The organism is Ferrovibrio terrae, from assembly GCF_943371255.1.
In the GTDB taxonomy this organism is placed as follows: domain Bacteria; phylum Pseudomonadota; class Alphaproteobacteria; order Ferrovibrionales; family Ferrovibrionaceae; genus Ferrovibrio; species Ferrovibrio terrae_B.
On record NZ_CALRUC010000005.1, the window covers coordinates 1 to 24,881 of the forward strand.

Here is a 24,881-nt window from a genome sequence, read left to right on the forward strand (position 1 = left end):
TATTCGCGACAGTATGACGGCAGCAACCGGCCGGTGACGCAGAAGACCGGCGCCCTGATCGGCATGGGCATGACCGAAAAGCAAGGCGGCTCGGATGTGCGCAGCAACACGACCGTCGCAAAGCCCGTCGGTGCCGGCGGTCCGGGCGAGGAATACATCATCAACGGCCACAAGTGGTTTTTCTCCTGCCCGCAGAATGATGCGCATCTGGTGCTGGCACAGTCGCCCCATGGCCTGAGCTGTTTCTTCGTGCCGCGCTGGCTGCCCGACGGAACCAAGAATGCCGTGCAGGTGCAGCGCCTGAAGGACAAGGTCGGCAACAAGTCGAATGCCTCCTCCGAGGTGGAATTCCACAATGCCCATGGCTGGCTGCTGGGTGAGGAAGGCCGCGGCGTGCCCACGATCATTGAAATGGGCACCTATACGCGACTCGACTGCGCGCTGGGTTCGACCGGGCTGCTGCGCGGTGCCGTGGCGCAGGCGCTACATCACGTGGCGCATCGCCGCGCCTTCCAGCGCCACCTGATCGACCAGCCGCTGATGACCAATGTGGTCGCCGACCTGGCGATTGAATCCGAGGCCGCCACTGCACTGGCGCTGCGGCTGGCGCGCGCGTTCGATCGCGCGGAAGATGATCCGGTGGAAGCCGCCTTCCGCCGGCTGTGCACGCCGGCGGTCAAATACTGGATCTGCAAGCGCGCGCCCAATGCCGTGGTCGAAGCCATGGAGGTGCATGGCGGCAACGGCTATGTCGACGAGGGCCCGCTCGGCATGCTGTACAAGGAAATCCCGCTCAATTCGATCTGGGAGGGTTCGGGCAATGTGATGTGCCTGGATGTGCTGCGCGCCATACAGAAAAGCCCGGACGGGCTGGAAGCCTATTTCGCCGACCTGATCCCGGCACGCGGCAACGACAAGCGACTGGATGCGGCAATCAACGGCCTGAAGACCGAATTCGCCGACCTGAGCGAGATCGAGCATCGCGCGCGGCGCGTGGTGGAGAAGATGATGGTGACACTGCAGGGTGCGCTGCTGGTGCGCCATTCCACACCGGCCGTGGCCGACGCCTTCTGCGCCTCGCGGCTCGGCGGCGACTGGGGCCATGCCTTCGGCACCTTGCCGAAAGGCGTCGATACCCGCGCGATTGCCGATCGGGCGCTGCCGGTTTAGGTCGCCTCCACCGGCATGCGCACCTTGAGCGCCTGCGGCGCCACGGCATAGCGGATCGGGCCTTTCAGCATGTCGATCTCGCCGTCATTGGCGACCGGTTTGGTGCGGGGAAAATCGATTTTCAAACTGTGCGCCTTGATCACCTGCAGTGACGGATCGTTCTGCAATGTGCCCAGGAACAGCTTGGCGAGCTGACTGGCCGAGCCGAGCCAGGTTTTCTCGTGGCTGACATAGATGGTCAGTTCACCGCTTTGCAGATCGGAGCGGTTGAACAGGCGACCGGCATTGAATTCATAGCTGCCGACCGCCACCACGATGGCCGGCGACAGGATTTCGGACCGCTGGCCATGGTGATCGATCGTGATTTCCATCATCCGATGACGGCGTACCGCACGCCAGGCGGACCGGATCATGGCAGGCCATTTATTCAGGCCGAACAGGCGTCGGCGCCGTTCGCGATCCACCACCATTTCCGGATACAGGCCAAGCGCTGACTTGTTGAGGAACAGGCTCTGGTTCACCCGCCCGACATCGATGGCCGTCACGGTGGCGGCGCAAAGCGCAGCCACGGCATTTTCGATTTCCAGCGGAATGTTCAGATCGCGGGCCAGCAGGTTCATGGTGCCAAGCGGCAGCACACCCAGCACGATATCGCGCTTCATGGCCAACTCCGCAGCCGCTCGCAACGTGCCATCGCCACCCCCGACCCAGACTTCCTTGCTGCCCTGTGCGGCAGTGGTCAGCGCCCTGGGCAGCTGCGCCGGCGCCACCAGTTGCACATCGACATCAGGCTGGCCGGCCTTGGCCGCCGCCGCGTGGATCAGGTCGCGCAGAGCCGCGGCGCCATACTGGCGTGCCGTGCCGGATTCGGCGTTGATGACGATGGACGTGGTCATGGTTACCAGGGCAGCAGGGTCGAGAGATTCGTGCCGGCCCGAAACAGGCCGATCCCGAGTGTAACGAACAAGGCCGTGCTGGCGATCCCGACAAAATGACCGGCCATGACACCCAGGCCGTCGCGGGTCAGCAGACCGAGCGCGATCAGCACGATAGCCAGTGCGAAAGGCAGGTTGCCGAAAGGCAATGGCAGCGCCAGCCCGATACCCTGGATCAGGATGCCGATGGCGGCGATGGCAACACCAAGGCCACTCACCATCCAGGTCAGGCGCGGGCGGAACAGACGCTCCAGGCGACGGACGAAAGGAATGGCAAAGCGCATGAAACGGTGCAGCAGTGCGGCCGATAGGCGGCGACGGCCCAGCAGGCCGGGGATCGGCGGATTGTCCGGGCGCAGTAACAGGCCGAAAGCGACACAGATGACCAGCACGCCGGTAATCATGCCGAGCGGCAACCCCGGTGACGGGATGAAGCCCAGCAGCCCCAGAAACAGCAGCAACAGCGGTGCGGATCGCTGTGCCACCACTTCGCCTGCCGCTGCCACTGTCATGCCGTCACGACGGCCGTGCCGGCGCAGGCGGGCAAGATCGCTCGCAATACTGGAACGGCGCGGCATTGATGATGCACTTCCGGGTGTCATCTTGTTCATGCCGCCATCATGCTGGGTGAATAGGGCAAAAGCGCGGCATGCAGCACCATCAAGGCTCGGTCACGGCGACGGGATTCTTCTTTTGCGGGCGGGTCAACAGCAGCGAGGCCACAATGCCGGTGGCGATCAGGCCGAGCGTGACACCAAGCGACAGGGCGGCCGGGATCTTGCCGATGATATTGACCAGAAAGATCTTGCCTCCAATGAAGATCAGCACCGCCGCCAGAGCATATTTCAGGTAATGGAACCGGTGAATCATCGCCGCCAGCGCGAAGTACAGCGCCCGGAGACCAAGAATGGCGAAGATATTACTGGTGTAGACGACAAAGGGGTCCTGGGTGATTGCGAAAATCGCCGGCACACTATCGACCGCGAAGACCAGGTCGGCGGCTTCGACCAGGACCAACGCCAGAAACAGCGGCGTGGCCCAGAGTACCGGCTTACCGTCGGCCTCGCGGGGCTGCCGCACGAAGAAGCGCTGGCCATGCAATCCGGGCGTCACGCGCAGATGGCGTTTGAGCAGCTTGAGCAGCGGGTTGTCGGCCAGATCTTTCGGTTTGCTGGAGGCCATCAGCATCTTGATGCCGGTCAGCACCAGGAAAGCCCCGAAGACATAGAGAATCCAGCTGAACTCGCTGACCAGCGCGGCGCCAAGGGCGATCATGATCCCGCGCAGTATGATTACGCCCAGGATGCCCCAGAATAGAACACGATGCTGGTATTCTCGCGGGATGGCAAAGTAGCCAAAGATCAGGGCAATGACGAAAACATTGTCGAGGGACAGGCTCTTCTCGACGAAGAAGCCGGTATACCAGTCGATGCCGGTGGTGGCGCCATACTGCCACCAGACCCAGCCGCCGAAGATGCAGGCGATGACGATATAACCAGCGCTGAGCGCAAGGCTTTCGGCGACGCCGATGTCGCGTTGCTCGCGATGCAACACACCTAGATCCAGGGTAAGCAGAATTGCAACAAGGGCCATAAAGGCGCCCCATAGCCAAACAGGCTTACCGAGAAAATCGCTTGAGACAAATGCGGTCGAGACCGCGAGGATGCTGTCCATGCTGGCGTTCCGTATCCGGAATATGGCGGCGATGGCATCCGACATCGCTGCCGTCCGGAATGCGGCAACCAGAGGGGCCCGAATGCAGAAAATGCATTTAGGCGGCAAACAGTCCAGATCAAGGGTGGAATCCGGCGGTGGGCAAAAAAAGAGGCGGGCAAATGGCCCGCCTCTTCTGCTGTTATCCAGCCACTCTGCTCAGTCGGCTTCGCTGCGGCCTTCGGGGTCGCGGATCGCGCGATAGGTGCTGCTGAGTTTGGCACGGCGCGAGGCCATGTTCAGCAGCTCGACCGCCACCGAGAAAGCCATGGCGCCGTAGATCATGACCTTGGGGATCTCGACGTCGAAACCTTCGGCCACCAGGGCCATGCCGATCATGACGAGGAACGACAGTGCCAGCATGACGATGTTCGGGTTCTTCTTCACGAAGCGGGCGAGCGGCTCGGCCAGCGCCACCATGATGGCAACCGAAATCAACACAGCGGCGACCATGATCTCGATCTGACGAGCCAGACCGATGGCGGTGATCACGCTGTCGAGCGAAAAGACGATATCCAGCACGGCGATCTGGCCGATGATCGCCCAGAAAGCAGGATACTTCTTCTGCGGCGCAGGCGCTCCTGCAACCGCCGGGCCATCTTCCATCTCGTCGCTTTCCTTCGGCGTGACGCGCTCATGGATTTCCATGGTCGCCTTCCAGATCAGGAACAGGCCACCCAGGATCAGTACCAGGTCGCGGCCGGAGATTTCGATACCGGCCACGGTGAACCACGGCGCCGTGAGCGTGATGAGCCAGGCGGCCGAGAGCAGCAGCATGACGCGGGTGATGACAGCACCGAGCAGACCGAGCTTGCGGCCGAGCGGCTGCTGATGTTCCGGCAGACGGCTGGTGAGGATGGTGATGAAGATCAGGTTATCGACCGCGAGGACGAGTTCGAGGGCAATAAGACCGGCCAACGCAAGCAGCGCTGCCGGTTCAAGGAAAACCGAGAGGTCCATAATAATATCCTGGGCGGGGGGCTTTTGCGAAAAGCCGTCCGACATCACTGCCATCCCGTTCATGGCAGCCAGAGGGGCCCGGACGTGGGCTGCAATCTACTCAAAACTGCGGCAATTTCAAGGCACTAGTTTATGGGAATTTTATGCTCCCGCCCTCAATCAGCCGTGCCGGGAACCGTCGCCGCCACTTGATCCTGCCGCAGCTCGCGACGCGCATGCAGGATCACCTGGGCCGAGCCCCAGAGTGCCAGTGCGGCCATGAAGGCCGCCACGGCCAGATCGGGCCAGGCGTTGTCGGTCATGAACACGCCGCTGGCCGCCGCCATCACGGCGAGGTTGCCCAGCGCGTCGTTGCGGCTGCAGATCCACACCGCGCGCATGTTGCTGTCACCCTTGCGGAAGCGATAGAGCAACACAGTGACCAGAACATTCACCGCAAGCGCGGCAAAGCCGATCACGCCCATGGTGGCGGCTTCGGGCACCGTGCCGCTGAGCGCATGATTGATGGTCATGACTGCGACCCAGAGGCCGAACAGGCCCATGGTGATGCCCTTGAGCAGGGCGACGCGGGCGCGCCAGACCAGCGCCATCGAGAGTACGGCCAGTGCGAGGCCATAATTGGCGGCATCGCCCAGGAAATCGGCCGAATCCGCGAGCAGCGCGGTGGAGCCGGCGCTGAGGCCACCGCCCAGCTCCACGACAAACATGCCGGCATTCAGCAGCAGCGCGATCCACAGCGCCGGACGCGCGGCATTGCCGTGGTCATGATCATGGCCGTGATGGTCATGCCCATGATGATCGTGATGATGTGAACAGGATGCACCCATGATTACACCGTGTGTTCGAGAGTATCGTCGAGCGCCGCGTCATCCTTGTGCGGCTCGGCGACATGATCGGCCATGTCGGCCAGCATGTGGCGCACATGGTCGTCGGCAAGGTCGTAATAAATCTGGCGGCCGCGCCGGATGCCGCGCACCAGCCGCGCCGCCTTCAGCAGTCGCAGATGATGGCTGGCAAGCTGCGGCGACAGGCCCGCGGCTTGGGCGGCAGCGGTGGCCGGGCTCGGCCCGGCGCAGAGCGCCACCACCAGGCGCAGGCGTGAGGGATCACCCAGCAGCCGGAACATGTCGGCCAGCTGAATCACCTCGGCATCTTCGATATGGCTAAGGTCAAACATTTCAATATCTGTTTAAATGTTTGATCATTGAGTGTCAAGCAGGACAATTCCGCCCTCGCCTGCCCCGCATCCCGGGTCTATGCTGCTCGGATATAACGATAAATCCACAGCCGTTTCATGATGATCCGTATGCCTCGCCTGACTCTATGTTCCGGGTATGTTTCACGTGAAACACCCTCATCTCCTATCCGGAAACTCCGCCCATGATCCGCACCCTGCTCTGGTGGCCGCTGGATTACATGGGCCGTCATGCCACCAAATTCCTGTTCGGCGGCGTGCTGGTCGGGCTCGCCATCCCGCCGCTGGCCAGTCTGCTGCGGCCGGGGCTGGTGGTCTTCCTGCTGCTGCCACTGTCGCTGTCGCTGATGCGGCTCGACTGGAGCGCCTTCCAGGCCTATGCGCGACGGCCGCTGCTGTTCGTGCCGATCATCATCTTCCTGCTGCTGGTCTGCCCGCTGCTGATGTTTGCCGTGCTGGCGCCGCTCGGCCTGCCGCGCCCGCTGATGGAAGCCATCGTGCTGATGTCGGCCGCCCCGCCGGTGACGGCGACGGTGGCCTTTGCGCTGATCCTCGGTCTGGATGCCGCGCTGGCCGTCATCGTCATGGTGATCGCCACCGCGCTGGTGCCCTTCACGCTGCCGCCGCTGGCATTGTTGCTGCTCAACATTGAAGTGCAGATGTCGCTGGTCGAATTCATGGGGCGGCTGGCGCTGATGGTCGGCTTCGCCTTTGCCGCCGCCCTGCTGGCGCACTGGAAGCTGCCGCCGGGCTGGCTGAAAAAGAATCAGCGGCTGATGGATGGCAGCTCGGTGCTGGCCCTGGTGCTGTTTGCCATCGCCATCATGGATGGGGTCGCCGTCAAGCTGATGGCGCAGCCGGGCTATGTGCTGCTCGCAACAGCCTCGGCCTTCATCGCCAACCTGACCTTGCAGGCGCTCGGCTATGCCGTCGGCCGCTTTGTCTTCCGCTTCGGGCAGGCCGCGGCATTGACGCTCGGCATCCTCACCGGCAACTGCAACATGGGCCTGGTGATGGTGTCGCTGGCCGACCGCGCGGTGTTCGACATGGTGGTGTTTTTCGCCATGGGCCAGCTGCCGATGTATATGCTGCCCGGATTGCTGCGGCCGCTGTATCGCCGCGTCGCGGCGAGTCCTGTGTAAGGAGCAAACCATGCCCACCCTGCTGATCACTGGCGCCAATCGCGGCATCGGCCTGGAACTGACCAAACGCTATGCCGCCGATGGCTGGACCATCATCGCCACCTGCCGCGAGCCACAGAGCGCCAGCGCCCTTAAGGATGTGCGGGGCGTCAGCATCGAGGCGCTGGAGGTGACCGACTATGCCGCCGTCGATGCCCTGGCACAGAAATACCAGGGCACGGCCGTCGACCTGCTGCTGAACAATGCCGGCATCTATGGCCATCGCGACGGCGCGCTGACGGTGAGCGATTTCGACACCTATCTGCAGGTGCTGCAGGTCAATAGCGTGGCGCCGATGAAACTGGCGCTCGCCTTTTTGCCGCATCTGAAGGCTGCGAAAGGTGGAGCCAAGATCGCCACCATCTCCAGCCGCATGGGTTCGATCGCCGCCGGCGGCGGTGGCGCCTATGCCTATCGCGCCTCGAAAGCCGCGATCAATGCCGGCATGCACAATCTGGCACTCGATCTGAAATCGAGCGGCATCAGTTGCATCACCCTGCATCCCGGCTGGGTGAAGACCGATATGGGGGGCGCCGGCGCCGATATCGATGTGGCAACCAGCGGCGCCGGACTGAAAAAAGTGATCGACGGCCTGACGCTCAAGGATAGTGGGAAATTCTTCAACTACGACGGCAGCGAGATTCCATGGTGAGCACAGAAAAGACGATCCTGGTCACCGGCGGCAGCCGCGGCATCGGCCGCGCCGTCGCTATCCTGGCCGGCCGGCGTGGCTGGTCGGTCGGCGTGAACTATGCCGCTAACGAAAAGGCCGCGCAGGATACCGTGCTGGCCGTGCACAAAGCCGGCGGGCTCGCCATCGCGATCAAGGGCGACGTCGCCATCGAGGCCGACGTGATCGCCATGTTCGACGCCACCGAGAAGGCTTTCGGCAAACTGGATGGCCTGGTCAACAATGCCGGCGTGGTAGCGCCGACCGCCGATCTGGCCGACATGCCGCTGGAACGTCTGAAGCGCCTGTTCGACACCAACATTCTCGGCAGCGTGCTCTGCGCCCGCGAAGCGGCACGGCGGCTGTCGACGCGGCGAGGCGGCAAGGGCGGCGGCATCGTCAACCTGTCATCGGTGGCGGCGCGGCTGGGCTCGCCGAACCTGTTTGTCGATTATGCCACCTCGAAAGGCGCGATCGATACGCTGACGCTCGGCCTGTCGAAGGAGCTGGGTCCGGAGGGCATCCGCGTCAACGCGGTGCGGCCGGGCATCATCGAGACCGACATCCATGCCAGTGCCGGCGAGCCGGACCGTGCCGAGCGCCTGGGCAAGACCGCACCGCTGGGCCGGGCCGGAACAGCGGAAGAAGTGGCGGAAGCGATCATCTGGCTGCTGGACGATGCCAGCAGCTATGTCAACGGCGCGCTGCTGGATGTCGCCGGCGGCCGCTGAAGCCGTTCAGCGTTTCGAGGTCAGCGCGAGCGGATTGCCATCACCCGCGCTAGCAAAGAAGATCAGATAATAGTGCGGCGCCTTGCCTGTGCGCTCCAGCATCGCCTGGCGCCGCCGCTCCCAGCATTCGACCCACCATTTCGGATTCTTGAGGGTGACATGCACATTGCTGCCATCGGGGAATGTCTTCTCCGCCGGGTATAGCGCGATGCAGGCATAGACGAAGTGACGGCCGTAGCCGAGCAGTTCGTCCACCACCCAGTCCATATCCTCTTCCGGGATATGCTCCATCACATCGGTGCAGATCACACCGTCGAACACTTCGTTCGGCAGGGTCGCCAGCGGCGGATAACCCGGATCGTAGAGATGCAGGCGCTGCAGGCCCCAGTATTGCTGCAACGAGCCAAGTTTTTTGCTGCCCGCAACCGGAAAGGATTTTTTCTGGTAGTAACTGCCCTTGCCCGAGCCATAGTCCAGCAGGGTTTTGGAACGGAACTCCCCGATGACCATGCGGATGCGGGCAATATGCGGCGCCAGGCTGGCACCATCGAAGGTCTCGCTCGCCTGAAGCTTTCCGGTGCCTGCGTCATGCATCTGCTTGTAAAAATCGACAAGCTGGGTATAGCGCGGGCTGGGTGTGCTGCGGGTATACGTCACGCCTCTCACTCCAGATACAGCTTCATGCCGACATGGCTGGCCTTGAATCCGAGCCGTTCATAAAGACGGTGTGCGCCCTGCCGGCTGTTGTCGGAGGTCAGCTGCACCATCTTGCACCCCTTCTCCTTCGCGCGTGCGACAGCATGGCGGATCAGGTCAGAGCCGAGGCCCTTGCCGCGCAGGCTGCTCTCGATCCGCACCGCCTCGATCTGGGCGCGCTGCTTGCCCAGGCTGCCGAGACCGGGAAGAATCAATAACTGAAGGCAGCCGATGATGGCGCCGGCGTCGTTCAGCGCCAGAATCACCTCGGCGCCGATACGCTGCAGGCCGGCAAAGGCGATGCCGTATTCAGGCGGCAACGGATCGGTATGGCGCTCACGGCCACCGCCCAGATGATCGTCAGCCAGCAGGCGCACGATCTCGGGCAGGTCGGCCGCGGTGGCCAGTCTGAACTGCAGGCTCACTCGGCGGCCTCGGCGGCGGCATTCTCCCGGGCCGGATCATAGGCCAGATTGGGCGCCAGCCAGCGTTCCATGGTGGCGAGATCCATATCCTTGCGCCTGGCGTAATCCGCCACCTGGTCGCGCTCGATGCGACCGATGCCGAAATACTCCGCCTGCGGGTGGCTGAAATACCAGCCGCTGACCGCGGCCGACGGCCACATGGCAAAACTCTCGGTCAGCGTGATGCCGGCCTTCGCGGTGGCGTCGAGCAGGCGGAACAGCGTCGCCTTCTCGGTATGGTCGGGACAGGCCGGATAACCCGGCGCCGGGCGGATGCCGCGATAGTCCTCGGCGATCAGCGCGTCGTTGCCCAGCGTCTCGTCCGCCGCATAGCCCCAGAATTCCTTGCGCACGCGTTCATGCATGCGCTCGGCAAAGGCTTCGGCCAGGCGATCAGCCAGGGCCTGCGCCAGGATACCGGAATAATCATCCTGCCTGGTGGTGAATTCACGCTTGATCCACTCGTCCAGTCCGATACCGGCCGTAACGGCGAAGGCGCCGACATAGTCGGCCAGGCCGGATTCCTTCGGCGCGACGAAATCGGCCAGCGAGATATTCGCCCGGTCGCGGTCGCGCTTCATCTGCTGGCGCAGCATATGCAGCCGCGCCACCTCCTCGCCCTGCGCCTCATCGGCATAGAGGGCGATGTCGTCATCGTCGATCTGCGCTGCCGGCCAGAAGCCGATCACCGCAGAGGCCCGGATCGGCTTTTCCTCGACGATGCGCTTGAGCATCGCCTGCGCATCCTTGAACAGGTTGCTGGCCGCCTCGCCCACCACAGGGTCTTTCAGGATATCGGGATATTTGCCGCGCAACTCCCAGGACGAGAAGAAGGGCGTCCAGTCGATGCGCTCGACCAGCTCTGAGATCGGATAATCCTCGAATACCTTCACACCCAGGAAACCCGGACGCGGCGGCGCGTAGCCATTCCAGTCGATCTTTGTCTTGTTGCGGCGGGCATCGGCAATGCTCTGGCGCGGACCAGTGTTGCGCTCGCGGGCATGGATGTCGCGGATCCTCTGGTATTCGTTTGCAATCTCGCCGGCATAGACAGGGCGATCACTGGTCGAGACCAGCTTGCCGGCTACGCCGACCGCGCGCGAGGCGTCGGTGACATAGACCACCGGGCCCTTGTAGTTCGGCGCGATTTTGACCGCAGTATGTACCTTCGACGTGGTGGCGCCGCCGATCAGCAGCGGCAGGTTCAGGCCTTCCCGCTGCATCTCGCTGGCGACATAGCACATTTCATCCAGGCTGGGCGTAATCAGACCGCTGAGGCCGATGATATCAACCTTCTGTTTCTTGGCTTCGTCCAGGATGCGGGCGCAGGACACCATGACACCGAGATCGATCACCTCGTAATTGTTGCACTGGAGCACGACGCCGACGATGTTCTTGCCGATATCGTGCACATCGCCCTTCACCGTGGCCATCAGCACCTTGCCATTGGTCTTGGCCGGGCCGGCATTCTTTTCGGCTTCGATGAAGGGCAGCAGGTAGGCCACCGCCTTTTTCATCACACGGGCGGATTTCACCACCTGCGGCAGGAACATCTTGCCAGAACCGAACAGGTCGCCAACCACGTTCATGCCGTCCATCAGCGGGCCTTCGATCACATCGAGCGGGCGGCTGACGATATGGCGCGCCTCTTCGGTATCCTGATCGATGAAATCGGTAATGCCATGCACCAGGGCATGGGTCAGACGGGCGCGCACTTCCTTTTCGCGCCAGGACATGTCGATTTCCTGCGACCGCGCACCGCCCTTGAAGCGCTCGGCGATTTCCAACATACGCTCGGTGGCATCCGGGCGGCGGTTGAGCAAAACGTCTTCCACGCGCTCGCGCAGCTCGGCCGGAATATCCTCATAGACCGGCAACTGGCCGGCATTGACGATGCCCATGTCCATGCCGTTCTGCATGCCGTAATACAGGAAGACGGCATGCATCGCCTCGCGGACCTGTTCGTTGCCACGGAAGGAGAACGACACGTTCGAGACACCGCCGGAAATATGGCAATGCGGCAGGTTTTCACGGATGCGTTTCGCGCCCTCAAAGAATTCGACCGCGTAATTGTTGTGCTCCTCGATGCCGGTAGCGACGGCGAAGATATTCGGGTCAAAAATGATGTCTTCCGGCGGGAAACCGATCTGCTCGGTCAGCAGCTTGTAGGCGCGGGCGCAGATCTCAAATTTTCGGTCGGCTGTATCGGCCTGGCCCTGTTCGTCAAACGCCATCACCACGACGGCAGCGCCATAGCGGCGCACCTTGCGGGCCTGGGTGAGAAAGGCGTCTTCACCCTCCTTCATGCTGATCGAGTTGACGATGGCCTTGCCCTGCACGCATTTCAGGCCGGCCTCGATGATCTCCCATTTCGAGCTGTCGATCATGATCGGCACACGCGAGATATCGGGCTCGGATGCAATCAGGTTGAGGTATTTTACCATCGCCGCCTTGGAGTCGAGCATGCCCTCGTCCATGTTGACGTCGATGATCTGGGCACCACTTTCCACCTGCTGGCGCGCGACCGTGAGCGCGGCGTCGAAATCGCCGTTCAGGATCAGCTTGCGGAATTTGGCCGAGCCGGTGACGTTGGTACGCTCGCCGATATTGATGAAGACCGGGCCGTTGAAGCCGCGTTCCTTCAGATCGGACATGTCAGACTCTTTCCTGGTCATGCGGCAGGCACGGCAAAAGGCTCAAGGCCGCTCAGGCGCAGCTGCGGCGGAATGGTCGGAATGCGGCGCGGCTTGATACCTTTCACGCTGTCGGCAATCGCCTTGATATGCTCCGGCGTGGTGCCGCAGCAACCGCCGACGATATTGACCAGGCCCGACTGCGCCCATTCGCGCAGATGCGCGGCGGTGGTATGTGGCGCTTCATCATATTCACCAAACTGATTCGGCAATCCGGCATTGGGATAGGCGCTGACCGGCACATCGGCGACGCGGCTCAATTCGGCAATATAGGCACGCATCTGCTCGGCACCGAAGGCGCAGTTGAGGCCGACCGAAAACGGCTTGGTGTGACGCAGGCTGTTCCAGAAGGCCTCGGTGGTCTGCCCCGACAGCGTGCGGCCGGACAGGTCGGTGATGGTGCCCGAGATCATGATGGGCCATTCCTCGCCCAGTTCGTCGAACAGCTCGTAGACGCCGAAGGCGGCAGCCTTGGCATTCAACGTGTCAAACACAGTTTCGATCAGCAGCAGATCGGCGCCCCCTTCGATCAGGCCACGCGCCTGTTCCTTATAGGCATCCTTCAGCTCATCGAAGGTGATGTTGCGGAAATCCGGACGGTTAACATCGGGTGAGAGCGAGGCCGTGCGGTTGGTCGGCCCCATGGCGCCGGCAACAAAACGCGGCTTGGACGGATCTTTTGCAGTGTATTCATCCGCCGCCAACCGCGCCAGCCGGGCGCCCTCGCGATTGATGTCATGCACGGCGGATTCAAGATGGTAGTCAGCCTGGCTGATCCAGGTGCCGCTGAAGGTGTTGGTCTCGATGATATCGGCATCGGCATCGAGATATTCCTTGTATACGGCAAGGATCACATCGGGCCGCGTCAGGTTCAGAACATCGTGATTGCCCTTGAGGTCGCTGTTGGCACCCTTGAAACGGTCGCCGCGATAATCGGCCTCGGTCAGCTTGCGACGCTGCAGCATGGTGCCCATGGCGCCATCCAGCACCAGGATGCGTTCTTTCGCCGTCTTGGCCAGCAGCGCACGACGTGTCTGGCGCTCCTCAAGCGTGGTCATCGACATACTCCTTACGCAGCGGCTTCGCCGGTGATGCTCGGCTTCGGCCGCACACCCAGGACATGGCAGATCGCATAGGTGAGATCGGCGCGGTTGAGTGTGTAGAAATGGAACTCGTCGATGCCGGCGGCGAGAAGCCGGCGGCACTGTTCAGCAGCCAGATGCGCCGCCACCATGCGCCGCGTCTCGGCGTCATTGTCGAGACCATCAAACTGGTCAGCCATCCAGGCCGGCACGCTGGCGCCGCAGGCGGCCGAGAATTTCACCACCTGGCGGAAATTGGTCACCGGCAGGATGCCCGGCACGATCGGCACCGTGATACCGGCCGAACGGGCGCGTTCGAGGAAGCGGAAATACACATCGGTGTCGAAGAAATACTGGGTAACGCAGCGGGTGGCACCGGCATCGACCTTGCGCTTGAGATGTTCCAACTCGACGCGCGGCGATGTCGTATCGGGATGGCCTTCGGGGTAGCAGCCGACGCTGATCTCGAAATCGCCGATCTTCTTCAGGCCGGCAATCAGATCGGTGGAATTGGCATAGCCTTGCGGATGCGGCGCGAAACCGCCGGTGCCTTCCTGCGGGTCGCCGCGCAGCGCCACGATATGGCGGATGCCGGCCTGCCAGTAATGCTGGGCGACCTCGTCCACTTCGCCCTTCGAGGCGCCGACGCAGGTGAGATGCGCCGCCGGCTTCAGGCCGGTTTCGTTGAGGATGCGGACCACGGTGTTATGCGTGCGCTCGCGGGTGGAACCGCCGGCACCATAGGTTACCGAGACAAAACGCGGCTCGAGCGGGGCCAGGCGGGTGACGCTGCGCCACAGGCTCTCTTCCATCTCCACCGTCTTCGGCGGGAAGAATTCAAATGACACTTTCAGCGGGCCCGAGCGGCGGGCGGCATGGGCATTGCTATCGGGGAGCGTCATTCGGCGGCACTCTTCTGCTGAGAATTCTGAATGGCATTGCCACGCTTGACGGCACGCCAGACATGCACGGTGAGCGGCTGGCCCGGCAGGGCCGTGACCGGGTCGAGATCGAGACCGGCGGCGGCGCACCAGTGGCGCAACTCGGCATCGGCAAAGCCAAGCCGGCGATGGGCATGACGGGCGCGCAAATCTTCCAGATCGTGCGGGGCGAAATCGACGATCACCAGACGACCATGCGGTTTCAGCACCCGGGCTGCTTCCTGGATCACCTTCTGCGGTTCATCGGCGAAATGCAGCACCTGGTGGATCACTGCGGCATCGACGCTGCCACTATCCAGCGGCAGGGCATACATGTCGGCCTGGCGCACCTGGCAATGCTTGATGCCGGCGCGTTCCAGATTGCTGCGCGCGATGCTGAGCATATCGCGGCTCATATCGACGCCCAGGCCACGCTTGACCCTGGGCGACAGGATTTCCAGCAGCCGGCCGGTGCCAGTGCCGATATCGAGCAGGTCGTCGATCGGGGTCGCATCACCCAGCAGCTTCAGCACGGTGGCCTCGACCTGGGCCTCGTCGATATGAAGCGAGCGGATCGCCGACCAATGCGCGGCATTGTCGCGGAAATAGCGCTCGGCGGCATCGGCACGGGCGCGCTTCACGGCCACCAGCCGTTCGGCATCGCGCGCCAGCGTGGCATCGCTGGCCGGCAACAGGGTGGCGAGCGCCCGCACCAGCGGCGCCCCGGCCAACCGGTCGCCGACCCGGTAAAATGCCCAGGTGCCTTCTGGCACACGCTCGAGCAGCCCGGCCTCACAGAGCAATTTCAGGTGGCGGGACACACGCGGTTGGCTCTGGCCCAGAATCTGGGTCAGTTCAGACACGGTCAGTTCGCCCTCGGCACACAGGGCCAGCAGGCGCAACCGGGTCGGCTCGGCCGCAGCCCGCAGGGCGGCCATCAGGATATCCAGGGTGAAACTTGGCTCGACGCTCATGCGGCAGATATAAACATATCTTTATGTATTTGTGTAGAGCTTAAACACCGGCTCAAAAAGAATCATGGCGATCCCCCGACAGCCGCGATATGTATTCGCCTCGTTAAGGCCTTATTGTCGACCTAAAAGATCAGGTATCTCCTAGCTTTAACCGCCAAGCTTTCACGGTTGTGCCCCCATGCTCGCTGCCCTCTTGCCTCGCCGTTTCCTGTTCACTGTCCTGGCCGCTCTGGCCCTCAGCCTGCCGGGCGCGATCCAGCCTACACAGGCCGCAACACCGCCGGACCAATTCGTCCGCGAGGTCGGTGGCGACACCCTGAAGGCCCTGGGCGATCGCTCGCTGACCACCGAGAAGCGCGAAGGCCTCGTCCGCACCCTGCTGACCACCCATCTGGATCTCGATGCCGTTGGTCGCTTCTGCCTCGGCCGCTACGGTCGCGGCCTCACCGACGAGCAGAAAAAGGAATATGACCAGCTGTTCCAGGAGTATCTGGTGAAGGTCTATTCGCAGCTGCTGTCGCAATATAACGGCGAGACGCTGGAGGTGCGCGATGGCACCCGCGCCGCCGGTAGCGAGTCGATCGTAGAATCGCAGATCAACCGCCCGAGCGGCCCGCCGATCCGCGTCGAATGGAAAACCCATCACAAGGACGGCAAGCCGCTGGTCACCGATGTGGTGGTCGAAGGCGTGTCTATGGCCTTCACGCAGCGCCAGCAGTTTGAATCGGTGATCCAGAATAACGGCGGCAAGATCGATGCCTTGTTCGCCGCGATGAAAAAACAGATTGCCGGCCGCCGCTAGGCCGCAGCACAGCAACACAAAAGGCCGGCCGTCGCGAAACGGCCGGCCTTTTTTTTATCGTGGCAGTCCGGTCAGGCGCTCATGGCTGGCGTGGCCGTCAGCTCCAGCGCATAGCCGGCCGAGCGCACGGTGCGGATCACATCCGCCTCGGAATCGCCATTCAGCGCCTTGCGCAGGCGACGGATATGCACATCGACGGTGCGCTGCTCGACATAGATGTCGCGGCCCCAGACTGCATCCAGCAACTGGTCGCGCGACAGCACCCGGCCGGGATGCTCCAGGAAATACCGCAACAGACGGAACTCGGTGGGGCCGAGATGGATGTCACGGCCATTGCGGGTCACCTTGTGTGTGGCGACATCCATCACCAGGCCGCCATAGGTCAGGACTTCCTCGGCCAGGGCCGGACGGATGCGACGCAGCACCGCGCGAATACGCGCCAGCAACTCGCTGGGCGAAAACGGCTTGGCGATATAGTCATCGGCACCGGCATCGAGGCCACGCACGCGGTCGGCTTCCTCGCCGCGCGCCGTCAGCATGATGATCGGCACGTTGCGGGCATTGGGATCACGCCGCAGCTGGCGGCAAACCTCAAGGCCGGACAGGCGCGGCAGCATCCAGTCGAGCAGGATGAGATCCGGCATATGCTCAGCCACTTTCAGCAGGGCCTGCTCGCCATCCATCGCCTCGTCGACGGTGTAGTTTTCCTTTTCGAGATTATACCGCAGCAGCGCCAGCAGCGCCGCCTCGTCCTCGATCACGAGGACGCGCGGCTTGACTGTGATATTCATCGCGGGCCTCCCGGGGCATTCACCACCGCATAGGCGGTGTCATCCCCTTTCGGGCGATCTTCCTTCGGCATCTCGCCCAGAACCGTATAGTGAATCAGCTCGGCGATATTGGTGGCATGATCACCGATACGCTCAATGTTCTTGGCAATGAACAGCAGATGCGTGCAGGGCGTGATCGAGCGTGGATCTTCCATCATGTAGGTCAGCAGCTCGCGGAACAGGCTGGTATAGAGGTCATCCACCTCTTCGTCGCGCGCCCAGACCGCATCGGCCTTGGCGGCATCATCGGTGATATAGGCATCCAGCGTGTCCTTGATCAGGGCCTGCACCAGGGCGGCCATGCGCGGGATCGCGTGCACCGGCCGCACCAGCGGCGCCTGGTTCAGCGCGACGGCGCGTTTGGCCACGTTCTTGGCGTAATCGCCGATGCGCTCGATCTCGGACGAGATGCGCAGCGCGGCAACGATCACGCGCAGATCGGCGGCCATCGGCTGGCGACGCGCCAGCATCTCGATGGCGAAGTCGTCAACCTGGTTGCGCAGGGCATCGATCTTGACATCGCCATGCACCACTTCCTCAGCCAGGCTGCTGTCGCGCTTGACGATCGCGTCGACCGCCGCGGCGAGCTGCGATTCTGCCAGCCCACCCATCTGCACGATGAGCGTGGAGAGCTTCTTCAGTTCGTCGTCGTATCTCTGGACGATATGTTGCGGCATAATTCTGTCCTCGTTCTGATCAGCCGAAGCGACCGGTAATATACCCCTGGGTGCGTTCATCCTTGGGGTTGGTGAAGATCACCCTGGTATCATCCGTCTCGACCAGGCTGCCCAGATGGAAGAAAGCGGTGCGCTGCGATACACGGGCAGCCTGCTGCATCGAATGGGTGACGATGACGATCGTGTACTGTTCGCGCAGTTCATCCATCAGCTCTTCGATATGCGCCGTGGCAATCGGATCCAGCGCCGAGCAGGGCTCGTCCATCAGGATCACTTCTGGCGACACCGCGATGGCGCGGGCGATGCACAACCGCTGCTGCTGGCCGCCGGACAGGCTGGTGCCTGATTCCTGCAGCCGGTTGCCCACTTCCTTCCACAGGCCCGCCTGCTTCAGCGACGTTTCGACGATATGGTCGAGATGCTCGTTGTTCTCAGCCAAACCATGAATGCGCGGCCCATAGGCAACATTCTCATAGATCGACTTCGGGAAGGGATTGGGCTTCTGGAACACCATGCCGACGCGGGCGCGCAACTGCACGACGTCAACCTTGGCATCGTAGACATCGAGCGCATCGAGCTGGATATCACCGATCACGCGGCAGTCGCGGATGGTGTCATTCATCCGGTTCAGGCAGCGCAGGAAAGTCGACTTGCCGCAGCCGGACGGACCGATCAACGCGGTGACGGCGCGGGCCGGGATATCAAGGTCGACATCCTTCAGGGCCTGCTTCTCGCCATAGAAGACGCCAACCTTGCGCGCGACCATCTTAATTTCGATCTCAGACTGACGGAGATCGTTATGCGTACCATTCTGCATGGGAAGTCCTTATGGGCTCCGGGGAAGGATTGATCAGCGTGTATCGCCTACCAGCGACGCTCGAATTTCTTGCGCAGCAGGATGGCGGCCAGATTCATCAGCAGCAGGAAAACCAGCAGCACGATGATCGCCGCCGAGGTTTTTTCGACAAAGCCGCGCTCAGAACTATCGGCCCACATGAAGATCTGCACCGGCAGAACCGTGGCAGCATCGATCGGGGTGGCCGGGATATCGACGATGAAGGCAACCATACCGATCATCAGCAGCGGCGCGGTTTCACCCAGCGCATGAGCCATGGCGATGATGGTGCCGGTGAGAATGCCCGGCATGGCCAGCGGCAGCACATGGTGCAGCACCACCTGCAGGGGTGAGGCACCCAGTCCCATGGCGGCCTGGCGGATCGATGGCGGTACGGCGCGCAACGCCGCGCGGGAAGCGATGATGATGACAGGCAGGCTCATGAGCGCCAGCACCAGGCCGCCCACCAGCGGCGCCGACCGCGGCATGCCGAAGAAGCCGATGAAGACCGCAAGGCCGAGCAGACCGTAAACGATGGAGGGAACCGCGGCGAGATTGTTGATGTTGACCTCGATCACCTCGGTCCAGCGGTTCTTCGGGGCGAATTCCTCCAGGTAGATCGCCGCCATGATGCCGAGCGGGAAGGCAACGATCAGCGTGACCAGCAAGGTATAGAATGAGCCGACCACGCCACCCCAGACACCGACCAGTTCGGGTTCACGGCTATCGGCACCGGTGAAGAAGCGGGTATTGAAGCGCAGCTCAAGATCGCCACTGGCCTTGAGCGTATCGATCCAGCGAACCTGGTTGTCCTTGACCCGCCGCTGTTCTTCGGGGGCTGTCGTATCAACCTGCTTTTTCACGAACACATCGATATCCGATGCGGTCGGCAACCAGATGGTGATTTTCTGACCGATCAGCGTGGGGTCGGCAGCCACCATGCGGCCCACCTGCGATTCAGCACCGGAACTGACCAGGGACTGCAGACGGCGACGGTCGCCGCGGCTCTGCACCTCGGGGAATTTCTTCTGCAGTGCCTCAAGAATGATGGCACCGTAGTTGCCCTGCATGATCTTGCGGGTGTCGGTGGTACCGACCGGCGCGATCTGCTCGGCGCTCAGCTGCAGATCCAGCCGCACATGGGTCTGCTGAAAGGCGGTGAAGCCGGCGCCAACAATCGTGAACAGCAGCAGGCAAAGTGCCGCCACCGAGAACAGGATCGCCGCCATGCCGATCATCTTGAAGCGATGTTCAGACGCATAGCGGGCGCGCAGACGCCTGGTCGCCTCGTCGGTCATATGAACACCGGGTGCCACAGCGGCCGGAGCTGTGCGCGGAGCGGTATCTGCCAGAATATCAGTCATATTGTTCCCGGTATTTCTTGACGATGCGCAGGGCAATGATGTTGAGGCTGAGCGTGACAATGAACAGCACCAGACCCAGCGCGAAGGCGGCCAGAGTCTTGGGGCTGTCGAACTCCTGGTCGCCGACCAGCAGCGAGGCGATATGCACGGTGACGGTGGTGACGGCCGCAAATGGATTGGCCGTCAGATTGGCCGCAAGGCCGGCCGCCATCACCACGATCATGGTCTCGCCCAGCGCGCGGCTGAATGCCAGGATCACCGATGCGGCAATACCAGGCAGAGCCGCCGGCAGGATCACGCGCTTGATGGTTTCCGATTTCGTGGCGCCGAGGCCGTAGGAGCCATCACGCAGGCTCTGCGGCACGGCATTGATCACGTCATCTGACAGAGACGAGACGAAGGGGATGATCATGATGCCCATCACCAGGCCGGCGGCGAGCGCGGACTGTGAGGCCACCGCGAGGCCGATGCTTTCACCGGCATCGCGAATAAAGGGCGCCACCGTCAAGGCGGCAAAGAAACCATAGACCACGGTGGGAATGCCGGCGAGAACTTCCAGAGCCGGCTTGGCAAAAGCACGCACTTTGGGCGCGGCATATTCGGCCATATAGACGGCGGCCATCAGGCCGACCGGCACGGCGACAATCATGGCAATGGCTGCGATCAGCAGCGTGCCGGCAAACAGCGGCACCGCGCCGAAGGCGCCGGACGAGCCGACCTGATCGGCACGGATGGCCGTTTGTGGCGACCAGGTGAGGCCGAAGAGGAATTCAAGAGGGTTGACCGATGAAAAGAAGCGCAAGGCCTCGAACACCAGCGACAGCACAATGCCGATCGTCGTCAGCACCGCGATGGTCGAACTGACAATCAGCAGCACATTGGCAATCCGTTCAACGCGGTTGCGAGCGCGGAAATCCGGCGTGATGCGGCTGCGGCCATACAGCAGGCCGGCGATGCCCAGCGCCAGAGCGATCACCCAAAGCGCGGTGGTGCCAAGCTGGCGCAGGCTGATGTAATGCTCGATGATCGGACGCAGCGTGGCATCGGCCTTGTCGAGCGGGATATTGCCATAGGCCATGTTGCGGATATCGGAAATCACCAGGCCAAGCTGGTCTGCCGGCAGCCGGCGGATTGCCTCGGGCAATTCGCTGATCACCAGGCTGCGCACCAGCGCATCCTCGAAGGCGATCCAGATGCCGAACAACAGCAGCGCGGGCAGGCCGCACCAGATCACGACATACCAGCCATAAAACATCGGCAGGGAATGCAGGTTGCGGATTTTGCCGCTCGCGGAGGCCATGGCCCGCGACTTGCCGAGGTAGTAGCCGACGATGGTCAGGCCGAGCAGAACCAGAAGCAGCAGCGACAATGACATCGTCTTCCCCGGCGAAAATTCAGCGAATATGAATGCGAATCAGAACGTGACGAAAAGATCCGGCGGCCGGAACATCCGGCCGCCGGGCAGTCTTTACATGGCCAGGTTGGTCAGGCTGATTACCTGCGAACGAACCTTTTCCATTTCCGCCTTCGGCATGGAAACCAGGCCCTTCTTCTCCAGGTAGCCGCCGGCAGCCATGGCGCGGTCGCTGACGTATTCGGCCATGAATTCCTTCATGCCCGGCACGACGCCGATATGGGCCTTCTTGGCATAGACGAACAGCGGACGCGACACCGGGTACTTGCCGCTGGAAATGGTGTCGGCATCGGGCTCGACGCCGTCAACCTTGGCACCGACCAGCTTGTCGGCATTCTCTTCCAGGAAGGAATAACCAAACACGCCCATCAGGCCGACGCCGCCGGAAGCCAGACGCTGCACGATCAGGTTGTCGTTCTCGCCGGCTTCGATGAAGGCGCCGTCTTCACGGATCTTGGCGCAGGCCGCACCCTGGGCCTTCTTGTCGGCGATCGCCTTGATCTCCGGGAAAGCCTTGCAACCATGATCCATGACCAGCTCGACGAAGCTGTCGCGGGTGCCCGAGGTGGGCGGCGGGCCCATCACTTCGATCTTCCAGTCCGGCAGGCTGGCATTCACCTGCTTCCAGGTCTTGTAGGGATTGGCGACCAGTTGACCGTTCACCGGCACCTGGGCGGCCAGCGCGAGCCAGATGTCTTCACGCTTCAGGTTGACCGGCGTGCTGCCCTTCTTCATCGCAACCGCGATGCCGTCAAAACCGACCTTGATTTCGACGATTTCCTTGACGCCGTTGGCGGCGCACTGTTCGAACTCACCCTTGGTCATGGCGCGCGAGGCATTGGTCAGATCGGGATGCTGGGTGCCGACGCCGCCGCAGAACAGCTTCATGCCGCCGCCAGTGCCAGTGCTTTCCACGATCGGGGCCTTGAAGCCGCCGGTCTGCGAGAAGCGCTCCGCCACTGTGGTGGTGAAGGGATAGACGGTCGACGAACCGACAATACGGATCTGGTCGCGCGCCTGCTGCGCGGCGGCCGGTTCAGCCAGGCCGATAGCCGCCATTGTGGCGAGGCCGGCGAGAAGAAGAGCCTTATTGGTCACGGTATACCTCATCGTGGTTTCCTCTGACGCACCGGATGTGCGCCGGGTGGCTGAAACGCGTGCCTTGCGTTCCGGACCGGACGAGAGGGGGTTAACGTTGTCTCGACCGGTGGCCGCGACTTCTACGGGGACCGGGTGACATGGTTATTGCAGATATATTGCACTGATATGACAGTGCTAGACCGGCGTAGCGGTTGTCGTGGCTTTTTCAAGAACATTTGGCATACGAACAATGAATTCGCTGCCTGTTCCCAGTTCGGATTCAATGACAAGCCGGCCGCGGTGACGGTTGATGATGTGTTTCACAATGGCCAGGCCAAGGCCGGTTCCGCCCAGATCGCGGCTGCGCGCCGAGTCGACCCGGTAGAATCGCTCGGTGAGTCGCGGCAGGTGCTCGCGCGGGATGCCCTCGCCCTGGTCGCGCACGCCGACCTCCAGCCCCTCGCCGGTTGTCGCCGGCCCCAGCCGCACGGTCACGGCACTGTCGGCACGGCCATATTTGATCGCGTTGTCGATCAGGTTCTGGAACACCTGCATCAGCTCGTCGCGGGCGCCGCGCACTGGCGGCAGATCCTCCTGCAGGTGGAGAGCGATACGAATGTTCTTCGCCTTCGCCTGCGGTTCCAGCGCGGCGGCCACATCGCGCAGCAGCGGCGCCAGCGCTACCGGCTCCGACGGGTGATCATGTTCACGCAATTCGATCTGCGACAGTGACAGCAGATCCTGGATCAGGCGTGCCATACGGCCAGCCTGGTCGCGCATGATACCCAGAAAACGGATGCGCGCCGGCTCGTCATCCTTGGCCGGGCCGAGCAATGTCTCGATGAAGCCGACCAGCGAGGCCAGCGGCGTGCGCAGTTCATGGCTGGCATTGGCGACGAAGTCGGCGCGCATCTTCTCGGCCTTGCGCAGCGAAGTCAGATCATGCAGCGCCAGCACCGCCGCCGTATCTTCCCGCGCCGCCGGCAGCGCCACCACGCGCACCGAGAAGCTGCGGCCATCGGGCACCGGCAGGGTGAGATCGGCCGACGCCATGCCGGTTTCGCCCCCCAGCACCGCATCGGCCGCATCCAGCACGGTGGGATGGCGCAGCGCCACGGTCAGGTCGTTGCCGACGATATCGTTGCCGAAGAACTTGCGGGCGGCGAAGTTGGCCCGCGCGATGGTGCGCTTGCCATCCAGCAGCAACACCGGATCGGGCAGCGCATTGAGGATCGCATCCGCCGTGGTGGTCTGCAGCGCCACCTGCCCCTTCTCGTCCAGCAGGGTCTGGCGCAGGCGCTCGACCGTCAGGCCAAGCTCGCCGATCATGGTCAGCGCATCCCAGTCGCTGCCGGTGCGCGGGCCGGCGCCGGCGATTTCATCGGTGCTGCGCAGCACGCGCCAGGCCGCCAATGTGTGCCAGGCCGCGAACAGCGCGATGACGCCCAGCATCGGCAGCAGCATCGACCAGGCCGCCGCGCTCGACACCGCATCGAGATAGCGGGCAATGGCGACGATGCTGGCCAGCGGCAGGCCGAGAATCAGGAACAGGGCGAGCCAGCGCATCAGCGGATAGCGCATGGTGGGCAGCCTGCTGACGGGCGACTCGCTCATCGCGGCTGCCAGCGCAGCAGGGTGTCCACCAGGCGCTTTAGTACGGCAACCAGCGGCGCGGCACGCTGAGCATCCCAATGATCGAGATTGGCTTCGTCCATGTAGCAACTCTGCGCCATTTCCAGCTGCAGTGCATGCATGTTCTCGGCCGGACGACCATACTGCCGCGTGATATAGCCGCCCTTGAAGCGGCCATTGTGGATATGGGTGAAGCCCGGCGCCTCACTCAGCACGCCATAGGCCTGTGCGGCCAGCGCCGGATCGCAGCTGCGGCCTTCATTGGTGCCAAGGTTGAGATCAGGCAGCTTGCCCTGGAAGAATCGCGGCGCTTCGCTGACGATGCTGTGGCCATCAAGCAGGATGGCATAGCCATGGCGCGCCTTGATCGCCGCCAGTTCGGCAGCCAGGCGATCATGATACGGCCGCCAGTACTGCTCGGCGCGCCCGGCGATTTCGGCTGCCTCGGGTGCCATGCCATCCAGGTAGAGCGGCGCACCGTCGAAGCCGCCGGTCGGGCAAAGCTCGGTATTGTCGGCCCCAGGATACAGCGCACGGCCACTGGGATCGCGGTTGAGATCGACGACATAGCGCGACTGGGTCGCCACCATCAGGCCCGCGCCCAGCCCGGTGACAAAGCTGTAGAGCTTTTCGACATGCCAGTCGGTATCAGCCAGCCGGCGGGCTGCCGGCATCAGCCGCGCAGCCAGGCCCGGGCTGAGGCCTGTGCCAGCATGGGGCACATTGACCAGCAGCGGCGTGTGGCCGGGAACAACAGTGAACAGGTCGGCGATGGCGGTCATGGCAAGACTGGAAAATTGCGGCCGACATAGGTAACAAAGCGAACCGCCTACGCCAAGCTGCGAGGTCCGGCCGACATGGAC

At 62.8% G+C, this 24,881-nt stretch carries 25 protein-coding genes; 5 read left to right on the forward strand and 20 right to left on the reverse strand.

Features of this window, described 5'->3' with window-relative positions:
• Nucleotides 1–1,170 (forward strand): acyl-CoA dehydrogenase family protein (locus AAG799_RS02080; protein ID WP_341894130.1); only part of this gene is annotated, 1,170 nt, incomplete at its 5' end.
• Here the strand turns inward: AAG799_RS02080 and AAG799_RS02085 are convergent.
• From AAG799_RS02085 to AAG799_RS02110, 6 genes are all read right to left on the reverse strand, one after another.
• Nucleotides 1,167–2,066 (reverse strand): diacylglycerol kinase family protein, encoded by a 900-nt coding sequence (locus tag AAG799_RS02085; protein ID WP_341894131.1) that lies wholly within the window; start codon nucleotides 2,064–2,066, stop codon nucleotides 1,167–1,169. The two genes, AAG799_RS02080 and AAG799_RS02085, sit on opposite strands and share 4 nt — an antisense overlap.
• A 2-nt stretch (nucleotides 2,067–2,068) precedes the next feature.
• Nucleotides 2,069–2,683 (reverse strand): exopolysaccharide biosynthesis protein, encoded by a 615-nt coding sequence (locus AAG799_RS02090; protein ID WP_341894132.1) that lies wholly within the window; start codon nucleotides 2,681–2,683, stop codon nucleotides 2,069–2,071.
• Between the two features lie 82 nt (nucleotides 2,684–2,765).
• Nucleotides 2,766–3,779 (reverse strand): TerC family protein, encoded by a 1,014-nt coding sequence (locus tag AAG799_RS02095; protein WP_341894204.1) that lies wholly within the window; start codon nucleotides 3,777–3,779, stop codon nucleotides 2,766–2,768.
• 198 nt (nucleotides 3,780–3,977) lie between these two features.
• Nucleotides 3,978–4,778: a TerC family protein gene (locus tag AAG799_RS02100; RefSeq protein ID WP_341894133.1), complete on the reverse strand. Its 801-nt coding sequence runs from the start codon at nucleotides 4,776–4,778 to the stop codon at nucleotides 3,978–3,980.
• A gap of 155 nt (nucleotides 4,779–4,933) precedes the next feature.
• The gene (locus AAG799_RS02105; RefSeq protein ID WP_341894134.1) at nucleotides 4,934–5,605 is read right to left on the reverse strand and encodes a cation transporter; all 672 of its coding nucleotides are present in this window, start codon (nucleotides 5,603–5,605) and stop codon (nucleotides 4,934–4,936) included.
• 2 nt (nucleotides 5,606–5,607) lie between these two features.
• A complete protein-coding gene (locus AAG799_RS02110) occupies nucleotides 5,608–5,955 on the reverse strand; it encodes a metalloregulator ArsR/SmtB family transcription factor (protein WP_341894135.1) in 348 nt (115 codons plus the stop codon).
• Between the two features lie 203 nt (nucleotides 5,956–6,158).
• Here AAG799_RS02110 and AAG799_RS02115 point away from each other — a divergent pair, with 203 nt between their 5' ends.
• The 3 genes from AAG799_RS02115 to AAG799_RS02125 are packed head-to-tail and all read left to right on the forward strand — an operon-like array spanning nucleotide 6,159 to nucleotide 8,555.
• A complete protein-coding gene (locus AAG799_RS02115; protein ID WP_341894136.1) occupies nucleotides 6,159–7,115 on the forward strand; it encodes a hypothetical protein in 957 nt (318 codons plus the stop codon).
• A 10-nt stretch (nucleotides 7,116–7,125) separates the two neighbouring features.
• The gene (locus AAG799_RS02120) at nucleotides 7,126–7,806 is read left to right on the forward strand and encodes an SDR family oxidoreductase (protein ID WP_341894137.1); all 681 of its coding nucleotides are present in this window, start codon (nucleotides 7,126–7,128) and stop codon (nucleotides 7,804–7,806) included.
• Nucleotides 7,800–8,555: an SDR family oxidoreductase gene (locus AAG799_RS02125; protein ID WP_341894138.1), complete on the forward strand. Its 756-nt coding sequence runs from the start codon at nucleotides 7,800–7,802 to the stop codon at nucleotides 8,553–8,555. Before AAG799_RS02120 ends, AAG799_RS02125 begins: the two co-directional genes overlap by 7 nt.
• 6 nt (nucleotides 8,556–8,561) lie before the next feature.
• Here the strand turns inward: AAG799_RS02125 and AAG799_RS02130 are convergent, their stop codons facing one another.
• From AAG799_RS02130 to AAG799_RS02155, 6 genes are read right to left on the reverse strand one after another with little or no spacing between them, the layout of a single operon-like run.
• Nucleotides 8,562–9,212 carry a hypothetical protein gene (locus AAG799_RS02130; RefSeq protein WP_341894139.1) on the reverse strand — a complete coding sequence of 217 codons (651 nt, stop codon included), beginning with the start codon at nucleotides 9,210–9,212 and terminating at the stop codon, nucleotides 8,562–8,564.
• Nucleotides 9,213–9,217: 5 nt separating this feature from the next.
• On the reverse strand, nucleotides 9,218–9,676 hold the full coding sequence (locus AAG799_RS02135) for a GNAT family N-acetyltransferase (RefSeq protein ID WP_341894140.1): 459 nt from the start codon (nucleotides 9,674–9,676) through the stop codon (nucleotides 9,218–9,220).
• A complete protein-coding gene (metH, locus tag AAG799_RS02140) occupies nucleotides 9,673–12,369 on the reverse strand; it encodes a methionine synthase (RefSeq protein WP_341894141.1) in 2,697 nt (898 codons plus the stop codon). Before metH ends, AAG799_RS02135 begins: the two co-directional genes overlap by 4 nt.
• 17 nt (nucleotides 12,370–12,386) lie before the next feature.
• Nucleotides 12,387–13,466: a homocysteine S-methyltransferase family protein gene (locus tag AAG799_RS02145; protein WP_341894142.1), complete on the reverse strand. Its 1,080-nt coding sequence runs from the start codon at nucleotides 13,464–13,466 to the stop codon at nucleotides 12,387–12,389.
• An 11-nt stretch (nucleotides 13,467–13,477) separates the two neighbouring features.
• Nucleotides 13,478–14,392, reverse strand: a complete 915-nt coding sequence (gene metF, locus AAG799_RS02150) for a methylenetetrahydrofolate reductase [NAD(P)H] (protein ID WP_341894143.1) — start codon at nucleotides 14,390–14,392, stop codon at nucleotides 13,478–13,480.
• Nucleotides 14,389–15,384 carry a metalloregulator ArsR/SmtB family transcription factor gene (locus AAG799_RS02155; protein ID WP_341894144.1) on the reverse strand — a complete coding sequence of 332 codons (996 nt, stop codon included), beginning with the start codon at nucleotides 15,382–15,384 and terminating at the stop codon, nucleotides 14,389–14,391. The genes metF and AAG799_RS02155 overlap by 4 nt, the downstream gene beginning before the upstream one ends.
• 178 nt (nucleotides 15,385–15,562) lie before the next feature.
• Between AAG799_RS02155 and AAG799_RS02160 the strand changes: the two genes are divergently transcribed.
• On the forward strand, nucleotides 15,563–16,186 hold the full coding sequence (locus tag AAG799_RS02160; protein WP_341894145.1) for an ABC transporter substrate-binding protein: 624 nt from the start codon (nucleotides 15,563–15,565) through the stop codon (nucleotides 16,184–16,186).
• A gap of 71 nt (nucleotides 16,187–16,257) precedes the next feature.
• On the opposite strand, the gene phoB is transcribed toward AAG799_RS02160, so the two are convergent.
• From phoB to hutG, 8 genes are all read right to left on the reverse strand, one after another.
• Nucleotides 16,258–16,977, reverse strand: a complete 720-nt coding sequence (gene phoB, locus AAG799_RS02165) for a phosphate regulon transcriptional regulator PhoB (RefSeq protein WP_341894146.1) — start codon at nucleotides 16,975–16,977, stop codon at nucleotides 16,258–16,260.
• On the reverse strand, nucleotides 16,974–17,693 hold the full coding sequence (phoU, locus tag AAG799_RS02170) for a phosphate signaling complex protein PhoU (protein ID WP_341894147.1): 720 nt from the start codon (nucleotides 17,691–17,693) through the stop codon (nucleotides 16,974–16,976). Before phoU ends, phoB begins: the two co-directional genes overlap by 4 nt.
• Nucleotides 17,694–17,712: 19 nt before the next feature.
• Nucleotides 17,713–18,510 carry a phosphate ABC transporter ATP-binding protein PstB gene (gene pstB, locus AAG799_RS02175; RefSeq protein WP_341894148.1) on the reverse strand — a complete coding sequence of 266 codons (798 nt, stop codon included), beginning with the start codon at nucleotides 18,508–18,510 and terminating at the stop codon, nucleotides 17,713–17,715.
• 47 nt (nucleotides 18,511–18,557) lie between these two features.
• Entirely contained in the window at nucleotides 18,558–19,826 is a 1,269-nt protein-coding gene (gene pstA / locus AAG799_RS02180) for a phosphate ABC transporter permease PstA (protein WP_341894149.1), read from the reverse strand.
• A 58-nt stretch (nucleotides 19,827–19,884) separates the two neighbouring features.
• Nucleotides 19,885–21,267 (reverse strand): phosphate ABC transporter permease subunit PstC, encoded by a 1,383-nt coding sequence (gene pstC, locus AAG799_RS02185; RefSeq protein ID WP_341894150.1) that lies wholly within the window; start codon nucleotides 21,265–21,267, stop codon nucleotides 19,885–19,887.
• 93 nt (nucleotides 21,268–21,360) lie between these two features.
• On the reverse strand, nucleotides 21,361–22,404 hold the full coding sequence (locus AAG799_RS02190) for a PstS family phosphate ABC transporter substrate-binding protein (protein ID WP_341894151.1): 1,044 nt from the start codon (nucleotides 22,402–22,404) through the stop codon (nucleotides 21,361–21,363).
• A 177-nt stretch (nucleotides 22,405–22,581) separates the two neighbouring features.
• Nucleotides 22,582–24,000: an ATP-binding protein gene (locus AAG799_RS02195; RefSeq protein WP_341894152.1), complete on the reverse strand. Its 1,419-nt coding sequence runs from the start codon at nucleotides 23,998–24,000 to the stop codon at nucleotides 22,582–22,584.
• Entirely contained in the window at nucleotides 23,997–24,800 is an 804-nt protein-coding gene (gene hutG / locus AAG799_RS02200; protein WP_341894153.1) for an N-formylglutamate deformylase, read from the reverse strand. Before hutG ends, AAG799_RS02195 begins: the two co-directional genes overlap by 4 nt.
• Nucleotides 24,801–24,881: the final 81 nt, after the last annotated feature.

Coding starts and splice junctions, on each gene's coding strand:
- AAG799_RS02085 (WP_341894131.1), bottom strand. CDS start 2,066: ATGACCACGTCCATCGTCATCAACGCCGAATCCGGCACGGCACGCCAG.
- AAG799_RS02090 (WP_341894132.1), bottom strand. CDS start 2,683: ATGCCGCGCCGTTCCAGTATTGCGAGCGATCTTGCCCGCCTGCGCCGG.
- AAG799_RS02095 (WP_341894204.1), bottom strand. CDS start 3,779: ATGGACAGCATCCTCGCGGTCTCGACCGCATTTGTCTCAAGCGATTTT.
- AAG799_RS02100 (WP_341894133.1), bottom strand. CDS start 4,778: ATGGACCTCTCGGTTTTCCTTGAACCGGCAGCGCTGCTTGCGTTGGCC.
- AAG799_RS02105 (WP_341894134.1), bottom strand. CDS start 5,605: ATGGGTGCATCCTGTTCACATCATCACGATCATCATGGGCATGACCAT.
- AAG799_RS02110 (WP_341894135.1), bottom strand. CDS start 5,955: ATGTTTGACCTTAGCCATATCGAAGATGCCGAGGTGATTCAGCTGGCC.
- AAG799_RS02115 (WP_341894136.1), top strand. CDS start 6,159: ATGATCCGCACCCTGCTCTGGTGGCCGCTGGATTACATGGGCCGTCAT.
- AAG799_RS02120 (WP_341894137.1), top strand. CDS start 7,126: ATGCCCACCCTGCTGATCACTGGCGCCAATCGCGGCATCGGCCTGGAA.
- AAG799_RS02125 (WP_341894138.1), top strand. CDS start 7,800: ATGGTGAGCACAGAAAAGACGATCCTGGTCACCGGCGGCAGCCGCGGC.
- metH (WP_341894141.1), bottom strand. CDS start 12,369: ATGTCCGATCTGAAGGAACGCGGCTTCAACGGCCCGGTCTTCATCAAT.
- AAG799_RS02145 (WP_341894142.1), bottom strand. CDS start 13,466: ATGACCACGCTTGAGGAGCGCCAGACACGTCGTGCGCTGCTGGCCAAG.
- metF (WP_341894143.1), bottom strand. CDS start 14,392: ATGACGCTCCCCGATAGCAATGCCCATGCCGCCCGCCGCTCGGGCCCG.
- AAG799_RS02155 (WP_341894144.1), bottom strand. CDS start 15,384: ATGAGCGTCGAGCCAAGTTTCACCCTGGATATCCTGATGGCCGCCCTG.
- AAG799_RS02160 (WP_341894145.1), top strand. CDS start 15,563: ATGCTCGCTGCCCTCTTGCCTCGCCGTTTCCTGTTCACTGTCCTGGCC.
- phoB (WP_341894146.1), bottom strand. CDS start 16,977: ATGAATATCACAGTCAAGCCGCGCGTCCTCGTGATCGAGGACGAGGCG.
- phoU (WP_341894147.1), bottom strand. CDS start 17,693: ATGCCGCAACATATCGTCCAGAGATACGACGACGAACTGAAGAAGCTC.
- pstB (WP_341894148.1), bottom strand. CDS start 18,510: ATGCAGAATGGTACGCATAACGATCTCCGTCAGTCTGAGATCGAAATT.
- pstA (WP_341894149.1), bottom strand. CDS start 19,826: ATGACCGACGAGGCGACCAGGCGTCTGCGCGCCCGCTATGCGTCTGAA.
- pstC (WP_341894150.1), bottom strand. CDS start 21,267: ATGTCATTGTCGCTGCTGCTTCTGGTTCTGCTCGGCCTGACCATCGTC.
- AAG799_RS02195 (WP_341894152.1), bottom strand. CDS start 24,000: ATGAGCGAGTCGCCCGTCAGCAGGCTGCCCACCATGCGCTATCCGCTG.
- hutG (WP_341894153.1), bottom strand. CDS start 24,800: ATGACCGCCATCGCCGACCTGTTCACTGTTGTTCCCGGCCACACGCCG.